Raw genomic sequence first — 13,258 nt, forward strand, 5'->3', positions numbered from 1 at the left:
GTCATTGCGAGTTGTCGGAGCGAATCGGTACGCTGTCTCTTTTCGCGTACCGACGGCTTCTCCATGCGCCTGCTGCATTCCCTCGTGCTTGTGTCTCTCGTGATGATCCAGAGCGTGCCGTCGAGCGCCGCGCCCGACCCGGCAGGCGGCGACATCGCCCTGTCGGTGCGTCAGGACTTGCTCGACGCACTGGGCAAGCGCCCGCGAGATCCGGTCATCGCCGTGCTCGCGCTGAACGAAGGCACCGAGACGACCGACTTTCTCGTGCCCTATGGCGTCCTGAAACGAGCAGGGGCCGGACACGTCGAAGCCGTCGCTGTCGGCATTGGCGACGTGACGCTCATGCCCGCCTTGCGCATCGTGCCGGACACCACGCTCGCCGCTTTCGACGCCCGTCACCCGCGCGGCGCCGACATCGTGATCGTGCCCGCGATGCACACCGACGACGATCCTCGCGTCATCCGCTGGTTGCAGCATCAGGCCGGGAACGGTGCGCTGATCGTCGGCATCTGTTCCGGCGCGCGTGTGCTGAGTCGGGCGGGTCTGCTCAAACACCGGGCTTTCACCGGGCATTGGTACGACCGCGACGACCTGCGGCGCGCGAACCCCAACGGCCACTATGTGCCCGACGTTCGCTATCTTCACGACAACGGTGTCGTAACGACGACAGGCGTGAGTGCATCGCTCCCGTTGGCGCTAGCGCTGGTCGAAGGCATTGCCGGACGCGAACGTGCCGAACACGTCGCGGATGAACTGGGCGTGACGGATGTGACGGCACACCATCTCAGCGCCGGATTCGCGCTCAATGCGAGGCGCCTCTGGACGATTTCGCGCAACTGGGCCGCGTTCTGGCGCCATGAGACGGTGGCAATCCCCGTGATCGATGGCGCGGACGACGTGTCGGTAGCGCTGGTCACAGACGCGTGGTCACGTACCTGGCGCAGTCAGGCAGTCGCTGTGTCGTCGAACGCCTCTTCGGGTCGCGTCAGAATGGCGAGCGGGTTGACGCTCATCGCTCAGGACGGGCGAACGCCGGTCGCCGACCACGTCGTCCCTCTCACCCCCAGCGTCACCGCAGTGGAACGCTTCACGCAAACGCTCGACGCGATCGCCCGGCGATACGGTGACGCCGAGCGTGACATCGTGACGCTGGCATTGGAATACCGCGACGCATCCCGTTGAGCGACGGCGACACGCACTAGGCCGTCTGCCGGTGTGCCGACATCGGCTCGCCGAATGTTGCGCGATACGCCCGCTGCAGGGCATCGACGCTGCCGAACCCGCTGCGCTCGGCGATGCGTTCCTGCGTCCAGCCGGTCTGCCTTAACAGCGATGCGGCGAAGTGCACCCGGGCGCGCGACACATACCGCGCCGGCGAGATACCGGTGTCTCGCGAAAACGCCCGGGAAAAGTTGCGCGGACTCATGCGCGCGACGGCAGCCAGTGCTTCCACACTGAGATCGGCATCGAGATGACTCTCGATCCACGCGATGACGTCACGCACCGGCGACGTCGCGCCCTGTTGCAACGTCAGCGACCGGCTCACTTGCGACTCCGCGCCACCGCGCAGCACGAACAATGCGAGGTCGCGAGCAACGTCCATTGCAACGGCGCGTCCGAGATCGGCCTCGATCATGCCGAGCGCCATATCGATACCCGTGGTCACGCCGCCGGAAGTCCACACGTTGCCATCGCGCACGAAGACGCGGTCGCGCTGGACATCGGTGGCGGCGCACATCGACGCGAGCGTGTCACACGCACGCCAGTGCGTGGTCGACCGGCGCGAATCCAGCAACCCTGCCGCCATCAGCACGAACGCGCCGGTGCAAACACTGGCAACGCGCCGCGTGTTGGTGGCGGCCAGTGCAAGCCATTGACCGACGCCATCGTCGAATACGGCCTGACGCAATGCAGCTTCCTCGCCGCCCGCGACGATAATCGTGTCGATGTCCCTGGGATCGCCCAGCGCCGGTAGCGCCGTGGAGCCGGCCATGACCAGACCGGCATTCGTGCCGACGTCGCCACCACGTGGCGACGCGACGGTAAGGCGGTAGGCACCGGGGACGGCGAGCGACGCCTTGGCAAACGCGCTCGCCGGGCCGGTCACATCGAGAACTTCCACACCGTCGAAGGCGACGATGACGACATGACGGCTGACGCGCGCGTCGTCGGCAGATGGCGCATGGGCAGACACGAGAGACTCCGCGGGTTCAGCGCGAATCCCCCAAAGACTCGCACGCATTCCGATGGGAAGCGGACGCGACGGCCCGCCGGATGGCGTGCATTGTAGCCGCTACGGAAGCACTACTCGCGATGACGAATCGCAGCGGTACGCCACCGTTACCGCGCCGCCTGCGTGAACTTGTTGAACGACGTATCGAACAGGCCGCGCACGTCGAAGCCCTTCGTAAGCGTGCCGGTCTTCACGAAGTCGTCGACACTCTTCTGGGCTTCGGCAATCGCAGCATCCGTGAGCGGTTCGTAGCGAATGCGCGACGTGCTGAACCATTCGTGCGCAAGCTTCGGATCGACACGCGACTTGCCTGCCCACACGTCGGCATATCGTTCGATGTGGCGCGGATCCGCCAGCGACCATTCGCGCGCGCGTTGGTAACGCTGCACGAAGTCACCCAACAATTCGCGTTTGGTATCGATGACCTTTTGCGTCGTCGACAGATAGCTCTGCGCCGCAATCAGACCGCGCGCGGTGACCACCGTGCGTGCCCCCGCCTGACGCAAGCGCGTGACATACGGCTCCCACGTAGCCGTCGCATCGACTTTGCCAGCCTGAAGCGCCGCCGCCGAATCCACGGATGCGAGATACGAATACTTCACGGCATCGAGCGGCAGCCCCGCCGACGTGAGTGCTGCCTGCACCAACTGCTGTGACCAGCCGCCGCGCGTGATCGCCACCGTCTTGCCCTTCAGGTCGGCCACGGTCTTGATCTGGGTGTGCGGCCCGGCAAGCAGCACCACACTGTCCGGGCTGTCGCGATAGATGCCGATGACCTTGACCGGCGCGCCTTGTGCGGCGAGGAAGAGCACCGGGCCGTCGCCTTGCAGGCCGATGTCGAGCGCGCCCGCGTTGACGGCTTCGATGACCGGCGTACCCGCCGGGAACTGCTTCCACGCGACGGTGTACGGCGCGTCCCTCAGCGCGCCCGACGCTTCGAACAGACTCTGCGCGTTGTACGCCTGGTCACCGACGACCAGCACGGGCTTGTCGGCCGCCTTGCTCGCGAATGGCAGGATGGCTGCAACACTCAACGCGACAGCGACCCCGTGACGCACACGCCGTCGCCACAGCGGCCAGCGTTCGCGCAAGCGCGAGCGCAAATCGCGCTTCGCCCGGCGCGCGAGCGTAGCTTGCAGCATCGCCGCGCGTGACGGTGCGGACACATAGAGACCGAAGGCAATAGCAGACGCGGCGATGAAAGCGTCGATCACCGGATTCACCGCCGGAGCGGCAGGAGGAGCGGAATGCGTCATGACGTGACGCCACGCAGGAGCGCGGCTGCGGAAGTGAATGGACGTGTCAGTCTAGGCAAGCGGTCCTGCCGCACCAACCATCGAATACTGCGATCCATAGCGCGCCCGACCCAGGTTTGCTTATGCGGGTTTGCTTATCGGATTTCGTTGTTTGTGCACCCCTGATGCGCTCCCGTATCGTGATCGTCCAACGAATTCGAACGAGAGCAACCTCATGAGTCAACCTGCCCGCAAGCTTCGGCTGGGCGCCTACATGTCGGGTTCCGGCGTGCAGGGAGACAGCTGGCGGCACCCCGATACGGACACCGACGCGTACTCACAATTCGCCCGCTACCGGCACTACGCACAGGAACTGGAGCGCGGCTGCTTCGACGCGTTGTTCTTCTTCGACAATCTCTTCATGTCGACCGACCCGATCGCACTCGCGCACAGCCCCGGCGCCCCGCGCTGGGACCCGGTCGTGCTGCTCGCCGGCCTGGCGGGCGCGACGCAACACATCGGGCTCGTCGCCTCGGTCAGCACGACATACAGCGAGCCGTACAACGTCGCGCGCGCCTTCGCGTCGCTCGACCATCTCTCCAACGGGCGTGCTGGCTGGAATCTCGTGACGTCGACGGGCGGCGGAGAGAATTTCAATCGCGACGATCACGTCGACCACGCCGCGCGCTACGAGCGTGCCAACGAGTTCTACGACGTGGTGACAGGCCTCTGGGACAGCCACGCCGACGACGCCTTCCCGCGCGACAAGGTCACGGGCCAATGGGCCGACCCTGCACGCATTCGCACGCTCGATCATCGCGGCAAACACTTTCGCGTGCGCGGGCCGCTCAGTGCGCCGCGCCCCGTGCAGGGCTGGCCGGTCATCGCGCAGGCAGGGTCGAGCGAAGCCGGACGCGAACTGGCCGCGCGCGCGGGGGAATTGCTCTACACCGCCGCGCAGGACATCGAAGACGCCCGCGCGTTCTATACCGACGTGAAAGCGCGCGCGCTGAAGTACGGTCGTCGCCCCGAGCACATTTTCATTCTGCCCGGCGTGTCGCCCATCGTCGGACGCACACAGTCGGAAGCAGAGGACATCTATGACGGATTGCTCTCGCACCGCGACCCGGCCGTCGTGCTGAACGCACTGACGAACTACGCGAGCCTGGGCATCGATCTCGGCAGCCTGCCGTTCGACGCGAAGGTGCCGTTGCCCGAGCATGTGCCGGAGACGAACTCGCACAAGAGCCGTCAGAAACTGCTGGTGGACTGGATTCGGAAGACACAGCCGACGGTGCGTCAGCTCTACACGCGCTTTACCGGCGGCGGGCACCGTGTGCTGGTCGGTACCCCATCGTCGATTGCCGACGACTTCCAGCACTGGTTCGAGACAGGCGCGGCCGATGGCTTCAACATCATGTTCCCGAGCGCGCCCGTGGGCATCACGTCGTTCGTTGATCTGGTGGTGCCGGAGTTGCAGCGGCGCGGCCTGTTCCGCACACGCTACGAAGGGCGCACGTTCCGCGAGAATCTCGGCGTACCTGCGGTGCCCAACCGGTACTTCCCGCCGCGCGACGCGGCGGGAACCGTGGAGACTGACGAAACGCTTCAGCCTGCTGCGACGACCGCCGCAATCGCCTGACCGACTTCGGTCGTGTTCGCCCGCCCGCCCATGTCGCCGGTGCGCGGACCGTCCTTGATCGTTTGCGTGATGGCCGCGAGGATGGCGTCGTGCGCTTCACGCGCGCGACCCTCACCCTTGCCGAGGAAGTCCAGCATCATCGCCGCCGTCCAGATCATGCCGATCGGGTTGGCGATGTTCTTGCCCGCGATGTCCGGCGCCGAGCCATGGACCGGTTCGAACAGCGACGGAAACTTGCCTTCCGGGTTCAGGTTGCCCGACGGCGCGATACCGATGGTGCCCGTGCAGGCCGGTCCCAGGTCGGACAGGATGTCGCCGAACAGGTTGGAGGCGACCACCACATCGAAGCGATCCGGATTGAGGACGAAGCGCGCACAAAGAATGTCGATGTGCTGCTTGTCCCACGTGATGTCCGGATACCTTGCAGCCGTCTCGGCGGCGCGCTTGTCCCACCACGGCATCGAGATCGAGATGCCATTGCTCTTGGTGGCCACCGTCACATGCTTGCGCTCGCGCTGCTGTGCGAGATCGAACGCAAACTTGAGCACGCGCTCGGTGCCGTGGCGCGTAAAGACCGACTCCTGCACCACGAACTCACGCTCCGTGCCCTCGAACATCACGCCGCCGACCGACGAATACTCGCCTTCGGTGTTCTCGCGCACGATCAGGAAATCGATGTCGCCCGCCTGACGCCCGGCCAGCGGCGACGGCACGCCGTCGAACAGGCGAGCCGGACGCAGGTTGATGTACTGGTCGAACTCGCGACGGAACTTGAGCAGCGAGCCCCACAGCGAGATGTGGTCGGGCACCGTCTCCGGCCAGCCCACGGCACCGAACAGAATCGCGTCCACGCCCTGCAACTGCTGCTTCCAGTCGTCCGGCATCATCTGACCATGCTCGACGTAGTAATCGCAGCTCGCCCATTCGATGTGCTGGTACTCGATGGGGATGCCAAAGCGCCTGGACGCCGCGTCAAGCACGCGCAAGCCTTCGGGCATCACTTCCTTGCCGATGCCGTCGCCGGGAATCACGGCGATCTTGAACGGACGCTGGGGGCGTTGGGACGTGTCGGTCATGGTCGGTCTCTCCTGATGTTGAGTGGATGCCGCTAGGTTATTCCATTCCAACGCGGATAAAATCCCTCAATTGGTTAATCCACTATCCACGAATCGTGAATAAACCCCTGCCCGTCAATCCGAATCTCGACGATCTGCGCGTGTTCTGCCAGGTCGCGCGGCGCGCCAGCTTTTCGGCGGCGGCCGAGGCGCTGGGCGTGTCGCCCGCCTACGTCAGCAAGCGTGTGGGCATGCTGGAAGCGGATCTCGGTACCCGCTTGCTGCACCGTTCGACGCGGCGCGTGGCCATCACCGACGCGGGCGAACGGGTGTACGCGTGGGCCGAGAAGATTCTGGACGACGTGAATCACCTGATCGAAGACGTCTCCAGCACCCGACAGGTGCCACGCGGCACGTTGCGCGTGTCGAGCAGCTTCGGCTTCGGACGCCACGTCGTGGCCCCGGCGATGTCGCGACTGCGCGCGCTGCACCCGCAACTCAACGTGCGGCTCGACCTGTTCGACCGGATCGTCGACGTGGCGGCCGAGGGCTACGACCTCGACGTGCGCATCGGAGACGACATCGCCCCGCATCTGATCGCGCGCAAGCTCGCCGACAATCATCGCGTATTGTGTGCATCGGCCGCCTATCTCGAAGCGCATGGCACACCCCGGCAGCTGAGCGATCTGGCGGGTCACGCGTGCATCGTCATCAAGGAACGCGATCACCCGTTCGGCATGTGGCGGCTGCAACAGCGCGGCGAGGCGGTCTCGCTCAAGGTGACGGGGCCGCTGTCGACGAATCACGGCGAGGTCGCCGTGCAATGGGCGCTCGACGGACAGGGCATCGTGCTGCGTTCGATGTGGGACGTGGGGGCGCTGATCGCGCGAGGCGAGCTGATACAGGTGTTGCCGGATGTCACGCAACCGGCCAATGTCTGGGCGGTGTATCCGTCGCGCGTGGCGTCGTCGGCGAAAGTGCGCGCCTGCGTGGAATTCCTCACGGGAGAATTCCAGACGCAGGCGCGATAAGACGAACGTCTACGGTTATTTCAGCGTAAACGTCGCTTGCTGGACGTTCTGCGAATCGAGACCGATCTGCACGTTGAAATCGCCCGGCTCCGCCACGAATTGCAGCTTCGCGTTGTAGAACTTCAGCAGACTTTCGTCGATGGCGAAGTGCACGGTGCGCGACTCGCCCGGCTTCAGGCTGATCTTCTGGAAGCCCTTGAGCTCCTTGACCGGACGCACGATCGACGCCGCCACGTCCTGCAGGTACAACTGCACGACCGTCTCGCCTTCGCGCTTGCCGGTGTTATGCACCGTCACACTCGCGTCGAGCTTGCCGCCGCCTTCGAGTGTCTTCGCCGAGAGCGCGACCTTCGACACGTCGAACGTCGTGTAGCTCAAGCCATAACCGAAGGCATACAGCGGACCGGAGTCTTCTTCGAAATATTGCGACGTGTAGTTCGGCGGCTTGCCCGGCGTGAACGGACGGCCGATGCGCAACTGGTTGTAGTACGTCGGGATCTGGCCGATCGAGCGCGGGAACGAGATCGGCAGTTTGCCCGACGGGTTGTAGTCGCCGAACAGCACGTCGGCGATCGCATGGCCGCCTTCGGTGCCCGTGTACCAGGTCTCGAGCATGGCGTCGGCGTTGGCCTTCGGCCAGTTCAGATCCAGCGGGCGGCCGTTCATCAGCACCACGACGAGCGGCTTGCCGGTCGCCTTGAGCGCCTGCAGCAGCGCCAGCTGGCTGCCCGGCAACGACAGGCTCGTGCGGCTCGACGCCTCATGCGACATGCCGCGCGATTCGCCCACGGCCACGATCAGCGTGTCGACACCCTTCGCGGCCTGCACGGCTTCGTCGATCATCTGTTGCGGCGTGCGCTTGTCCTGCACGACTTCCGGATTGTCCCAGTCGAGGAAGTTCAGGTACTCGACCACGCGCGGATCGTCGGTGATGTTCGCGCCACGCGCATACGTCACCTGTCCCTGCGCGCCCAGCGCGTCGCGCACGCCCTGCAGCAGCGTGACGGCCTGCGTCGACTTGCCCGCCGCCGACCAACTGCCCATGATGTCGATCTTCGCGTCGGCCAGCGGCCCGATCACCGCGACCTTGCCTCCCTTCTTCAGCGGCAGCGTGTCGTGCTGGTTCTCCAGCAGGACAACCGATTTGCGCGCCGCGTCGCGCGCCTCGCTGCGATGCAGACGGCTTTGCGCGTTCACGTCCTTCGGATCTTGCGCGGCATTGCCGATGCGGCGATACGGGTCGGCGAACAACCCCATGTCGTACTTCGCGCCCAGCACTTCGCGCACGGCGCCGTCGATGTCGCGCATCGGCACCTCGCCCGACTTCACGAGATCGGGCAGCTGCTTGAGGTACTGCACGTCGGCCATGCTCATGTCGACGCCCGCTTCGATGGCGAGCTTCGCGGCCTCGCGGCCGTCCTTCGCCACGCCGTGCCGCATCAACTCCTCGATGGCGCCGTGATCGCTCACCGTCACGCCCTTGAATCCCCATTCGCCACGCAACAGGTCACGCAGCAGCCATTTGTTCGACGTGGCGGGCGTGCCGTTGATCGAGTTCAGCGCGATCATCACGCCACCGGCCCCGGCGTCGATGCCGGCGCGATACGGCGGCAGGTAGTCCTGATACATGCGCATCAGGCTCATGTCGACGACGTTGTAGTCACGCCCGCCTTCGACTGCGCCGTACAGGGCGAAGTGCTTCACGAAGGCCATCAGGCTGTCGGGGTTCGCCGGCGATGTGCCCTGGAATCCCTGCACGCTGGCGCGCGCGCTTTGCGAGACCAGATAGGGGTCTTCGCCGAAGCCTTCGGAGGTGCGTCCCCAGCGCGGATCGCGCGAGATGTCGACCATCGGCGCGAACGTGGCGTCGAGACCGTCCGCGCTCGCTTCGATTGCGGCCACCCGGGCGGCCTGCTTCACGACCGACATGTCCCAGCTCGACGCCAGGCCGAGACTGATCGGGAACACGGTGCGATGGCCATGCACGATGTCGTAGGCGAAGAAGATCGGAATCTTCAGACGGCTTTGCTTGACGGCGGCGTCCTGCAGCGGACGATTGTCCCCGCGCGTGACCGAGTTGAACGTGCCGCCCACGCGACCGGCGGCGATCTCCTTGACGAGTTGCGGCTCCGGCATGTCGGCGCCGATGCTGATCAGGCGCAACTGGCCGATCTTTTCGTCGAGCGTCATGCGCGCGATCAGGTCGTCGATGAACGCCTGTTTCGCCGACGGCGACGGCATCGCCACGGCAGCTGCACTGTCGGCGGAAGCGGCGGGCGCGTCGGCAAAGGCGGGAGCAACGACAAGGCTGGCAGCAACGGCCAGCGCGGAGAACATTCTCATGTGATAGCGATCCAATGAGGCGCGACGGCAGACCAGGGCGTGTTGACGTGCTTGTCAGACAGGCCCTGCCGTCATGTCGATTGGGTGCCGAGCACGCCGGGCATTGGCCGGGTGAACGACGCGAAATGCGATACTTTGCCACAATGCGTCGGGACCGCCTGCGGAATTCCTGCACCAAAAGTGCAACAAACCGTGTCGAGCCCCTCACTTTTCTGGAGAAATTTGTGGTTCTGTTTCCCCCTGCCGTGTCCTGGCGTCAACGTGCGCGCACGCTCGCCCCTGCCATCGTGGCAGGGGCTGCACTCCTGTTGAGCGCCGCGCACGCCAACGCCTTCTCCCTCGACGACGTCACTGCCCGCGCGAAGGCGCTTGCCGCCAAGCCCTACACCGCACCGGCAAGCAATCTCACGCCCGCGTTCGCGAAGATGCAGTTCGGCGATTACATCAAGATCCAGCCGCGACGCGAAGCCTTCGAATGGAACGATCAGCCCACGCCGTTCCGGCTCGGCTTCTATCACCAGGGCATGCAGTTCAGCACGCCGGTGAGGATCAACGAGATCGTCGGCGCCGGTGCCGACGCGAAGATCAGCGAGATCAAATACGACACCAACCGCTTCGACTTCGGCGATCTCAAGCTCGACCGCAGCGCGACGCAGAACCTCGGTTATGCGGGCTTTCGCGTGCTCTACCCGATCAACGAACCCGGCAGGCTCGACGAGATCATGAGCGTGCTGGGCGCCAGCTATTTCCGTGTGATCGGCAAAGGGCAGGTCTACGGCCTGTCGGCTCGCGGCCTCGCTATCGACACCGGGTTGCCCATCGCCGAAGAATTCCCGGCGTTTCGCGAGTTCTGGATCGAGCGTCCGAACGCGGGCGACAAGCATCTCGTGTTCTACGCGCTGCTCGATTCGAAGCGCGCCACCGGCGCCTATCGCTTCGATCTGACGCCCGGCGAAGACTCACTCCTGAAGGTTCAGGCACGCGTATTCATGCGTGACAAGGTGACCAAGCTCGGTATCGCCCCGCTCACGAGCATGTTCCTGTTCGGGCCGAACCAGCAGCGCGATCCGTACAACTTCCGGCCGGCACTGCACGACTCGAACGGTCTGGCGATTCACGCGGGCAATGGCGAATGGATCTGGCGTCCGCTGAACAACCCGCGCAATGTCGCCATCAGTCAATTCGAGGTCACCAATCCGCGCGGCTTCGGACTGCTCCAGCGCGGACGCGACTTCTCACGCTTCGAAGACCTCAAGGATCGCTACGACCTGCGTCCGAGCGCCTGGGTCGAGCCGCAGGGCGACTGGGGCAAGGGACACGTCGAGCTGGTGGAGCTTCCGTCGCCCGATGAGACCAACGACAACATCGGTGCCTTCTGGACACCGGACCAGTTGCCGCCCAAGGGCACCCCGCTGGTCGCCGACTACACGATCCGATGGACGATGAACGAGCGCGGCATCATCGACCGCAACCTGGCCTGGGTGAAGCAGACGCTTCGCACGGCCGGCGAGATCACGCAGGCCAACCTGATTCGTCACTTCGACGGCAGCACCGGCCTGCTGGTGGACTTCGACGGCGGGCCGCTCGCCACGCTACCCGCCGGGTCGGTCACGCCGCAGGTGAGCGTGAGCGACAACGCCACGATCATCGAACAGACCTTGCAGCCCAACCCCGTTACGCGTGGCATGCGACTGAACCTGCGGGTGATGGTCAAGGATCCGGCCAAGGTGACGGAACTGCGCGCCGCACTCGTCTCCGGCGGCAAGGCCGTGAGCGAGACGTGGAGCTACCAGCTCCCGCCTCACTCGGTCACCCGGCAATAAGTTGCACATCGCTTGACCGTGCGGCGGCGTCCTGCCGCCGCACTTCTCCGGCATTCCACGCCCTCCTCGATCGATTTCCCCCTCAATTAAACAGGCACTTACGTTTTCTGTTTTCTCATGTAAAACCCTAGCAACGCCAATTTACGCTTGCAGTCGACGGCCATTTCGCGTTTACTGCATGCACAATATTGCATAAAAGACCACCCTTCGTTGTCCGTAGAGGTGGTTGGCTTCATTGGCAAGGGCCTCCGCCCTGACAGTGAGGCTCGGCCTGGTGCCGCTTGCGTCGGTCAAGACATCCTCAAGACTCTCCGCGTTTCGACGGAGGGCGGATACGTTATGGAGACTCCGCATGCGACACATCGACGTACATCACCTGGCCGACGAAGCGCGCTTCAACGGCTACCACGGCCGTATTCTTCTCTGGTGCGCACTCATCATCATCTTCGACGGCTACGACCTCGCGGTCGCGGGCATTGCGCTGCCGTCGATCATGAAGGCCATGAACGTCGACGCGACCAGCGCCGGCTTCATGGTCAGCTCGGCGCTCTTCGGCATGATGTTCGGTGCCATCGTGATGGGCATGGTGGCCGACAGCATCGGCCGTCGCAAAGCCATCGCCATCTGTGTGTTGATGTTCTCGCTATTCACCGCTGCGGCCGGTCTCACGCATGAGCCGGTGAGTTTTTCCGTCACGCGCTTTTTTGCGGGCGTGGGGATCGGTGGCGTGATGCCCATCGTCGTTGCGCAGATGACCGAGTATTCGCCGCGCAAGCTGCGCGGCACGCTCGTCACGCTGATGTTCTCGGGGTATTCGATCGGCGGCATGCTCGCCGCACTGCTCGGCAAGGGGCTGATCGAATCCTACGGCTGGCAGTCGGTGTTTCTCGCCGCCGGGCTGCCCGCGCTGCTCGTGCCGTTCGCGATGCGCGCACTGCCGGAGTCGATGCCGTTCCTGATTCGCACGGGACGTCACGACACCCTCAAGCAAGTGCTCGCACGCCTCACGCCCGCCTACGTCGCGCAGTCGGGTGACCAGTTCGCGTTGCCGACCGCGGATCGCAAGTCGGCCGCGCCGCTCTCGCGTCTGTTTCAGGACGGACGCGGGTTCAGCACCGTCATGCTGTGGGTAGCGTTCTTCATGTGCCTGTTCATGGTGTATGCGCTCAGCTCGTGGCTCGCGAAGCTCATGGCCAGCGCGGGCTACAGCCTTGGCTCGGCACTCACGTTCGTGCTCGTGCTGAACTTCGGCGCCATGCTCGGGGCCATTGGCGGCGGCTGGCTCGCCGATCGTTTCAACATCAAGTACGTGCTGGTCGGCATGTACGCGCTGGCAGCCGTGTCGATCACGTTGCTCGGCGTCAAAGTGCCGACGCCCGTGTTGTTCGTACTCGTGGGATTGGCAGGTGCCTCCACCATCGGCACGCAGATCGTGACCTATGCCTACGCGGGACAGTTCTATCCGATGGCCGCCCGTGGCACGGGCATCGGCTGGGCCTCCGGCGTGGGACGCAGCGGTGCAATCCTGGCACCGATCGTCATCGGTGTGCTCGTGAGCATGTCATTGCCTTTGCAGCAAAACTTTATGGCAATCGCGATTCCGGCCGTCATCGCCGTGATCGCAGTGTTGCTGATCGACCACAAGAAATCGGCATCGGTACAGCAGCAAGCTGCAGCGCAGTCACGCGGCACCCCGGCGGAACTCGCGAACGGCGCGGGAGAACCGGCGTAATCTCGCGCGTCAAGGCAGGCTCGGACGTCGAAATCCGACGTGATGACATGGCGACGCAAGCGCGCGTCGCCATGCGAGAATGCGCGCCGCAACGGTCATGGGAATGACAGCGGCTTTTTTGGTAACGCAACACGCCGGTGCGGGGCACGGCATCATCGCCCGGC

At 64.7% G+C, this 13,258-nt stretch carries 9 protein-coding genes; 5 read left to right on the forward strand and 4 right to left on the reverse strand.

Features of this window, described 5'->3' with window-relative positions; genetic code table 11:
• Positions 1 to 63: 63 nt before the first annotated feature.
• Positions 64 to 1,182, forward strand: coding sequence for a DJ-1/PfpI family protein (locus ABWO90_RS05785; RefSeq protein ID WP_353190255.1), 1,119 nt, complete (start codon positions 64 to 66; stop codon positions 1,180 to 1,182).
• A gap of 16 nt (positions 1,183 to 1,198) precedes the next feature.
• Here the strand turns inward: ABWO90_RS05785 and ABWO90_RS05790 are convergent, their stop codons facing one another.
• Both ABWO90_RS05790 and ABWO90_RS05795 read right to left on the reverse strand, forming a co-directional pair.
• A complete protein-coding gene (locus ABWO90_RS05790) occupies positions 1,199 to 2,194 on the reverse strand; it encodes a GlxA family transcriptional regulator (protein WP_353190256.1) in 996 nt (331 codons plus the stop codon).
• A gap of 146 nt (positions 2,195 to 2,340) precedes the next feature.
• A complete protein-coding gene (locus ABWO90_RS05795) occupies positions 2,341 to 3,489 on the reverse strand; it encodes an ABC transporter substrate-binding protein (RefSeq protein WP_353190257.1) in 1,149 nt (382 codons plus the stop codon).
• A gap of 214 nt (positions 3,490 to 3,703) precedes the next feature.
• On the opposite strand from ABWO90_RS05795, the gene ABWO90_RS05800 reads away from it, so the two are divergent.
• Positions 3,704 to 5,110: an LLM class flavin-dependent oxidoreductase gene (locus ABWO90_RS05800; protein ID WP_353190258.1), complete on the forward strand. Its 1,407-nt coding sequence runs from the start codon at positions 3,704 to 3,706 to the stop codon at positions 5,108 to 5,110.
• On the opposite strand, the gene ABWO90_RS05805 is transcribed toward ABWO90_RS05800, so the two are convergent.
• Complete coding sequence (locus ABWO90_RS05805; protein WP_353190259.1) at positions 5,077 to 6,186, reverse strand: tartrate dehydrogenase; 1,110 nt, start codon at positions 6,184 to 6,186, stop codon at positions 5,077 to 5,079. The genes ABWO90_RS05800 and ABWO90_RS05805 overlap by 34 nt on opposite strands.
• Before the next feature lie 107 nt (positions 6,187 to 6,293).
• Between ABWO90_RS05805 and ABWO90_RS05810 the strand changes: the two genes are divergently transcribed.
• The gene (locus tag ABWO90_RS05810) at positions 6,294 to 7,196 is read left to right on the forward strand and encodes a LysR family transcriptional regulator (RefSeq protein ID WP_502922558.1); all 903 of its coding nucleotides are present in this window, start codon (positions 6,294 to 6,296) and stop codon (positions 7,194 to 7,196) included.
• A gap of 15 nt (positions 7,197 to 7,211) precedes the next feature.
• On the opposite strand, the gene bglX is transcribed toward ABWO90_RS05810, so the two are convergent.
• Positions 7,212 to 9,533, reverse strand: coding sequence for a beta-glucosidase BglX (gene bglX / locus ABWO90_RS05815; protein ID WP_353190491.1), 2,322 nt, complete (start codon positions 9,531 to 9,533; stop codon positions 7,212 to 7,214).
• 230 nt (positions 9,534 to 9,763) lie between these two features.
• Here bglX and ABWO90_RS05820 point away from each other — a divergent pair, with 230 nt between their 5' ends.
• A complete protein-coding gene (locus ABWO90_RS05820; protein ID WP_502922548.1) occupies positions 9,764 to 11,362 on the forward strand; it encodes a glucan biosynthesis protein G in 1,599 nt (532 codons plus the stop codon).
• Positions 11,363 to 11,714: 352 nt separating this feature from the next.
• Positions 11,715 to 13,094 carry an MFS transporter gene (locus ABWO90_RS05825; protein ID WP_353190261.1) on the forward strand — a complete coding sequence of 460 codons (1,380 nt, stop codon included), beginning with the start codon at positions 11,715 to 11,717 and terminating at the stop codon, positions 13,092 to 13,094.
• Positions 13,095 to 13,258 lie beyond the last annotated feature (164 nt).

The organism is Pandoraea pnomenusa (assembly GCF_040391475.1).
GTDB classification, from domain to species: Bacteria; Pseudomonadota; Gammaproteobacteria; order Burkholderiales; family Burkholderiaceae; genus Pandoraea; species Pandoraea pnomenusa_C.

What these genes read in the sequence shown, in the direction of transcription:
- ABWO90_RS05785 (WP_353190255.1), top strand. Translation starts at nt 64, where the DNA reads ATGCGCCTGCTGCATTCCCTCGTGCTTGTGTCTCTCGTGATGATCCAG.
- ABWO90_RS05795 (WP_353190257.1), bottom strand. Translation starts at nt 3,489, where the DNA reads ATGACGCATTCCGCTCCTCCTGCCGCTCCGGCGGTGAATCCGGTGATC.
- ABWO90_RS05800 (WP_353190258.1), top strand. Translation starts at nt 3,704, where the DNA reads ATGAGTCAACCTGCCCGCAAGCTTCGGCTGGGCGCCTACATGTCGGGT.
- ABWO90_RS05805 (WP_353190259.1), bottom strand. Translation starts at nt 6,186, where the DNA reads ATGACCGACACGTCCCAACGCCCCCAGCGTCCGTTCAAGATCGCCGTG.
- bglX (WP_353190491.1), bottom strand. Translation starts at nt 9,533, where the DNA reads ATGTTCTCCGCGCTGGCCGTTGCTGCCAGCCTTGTCGTTGCTCCCGCC.
- ABWO90_RS05825 (WP_353190261.1), top strand. Translation starts at nt 11,715, where the DNA reads ATGCGACACATCGACGTACATCACCTGGCCGACGAAGCGCGCTTCAAC.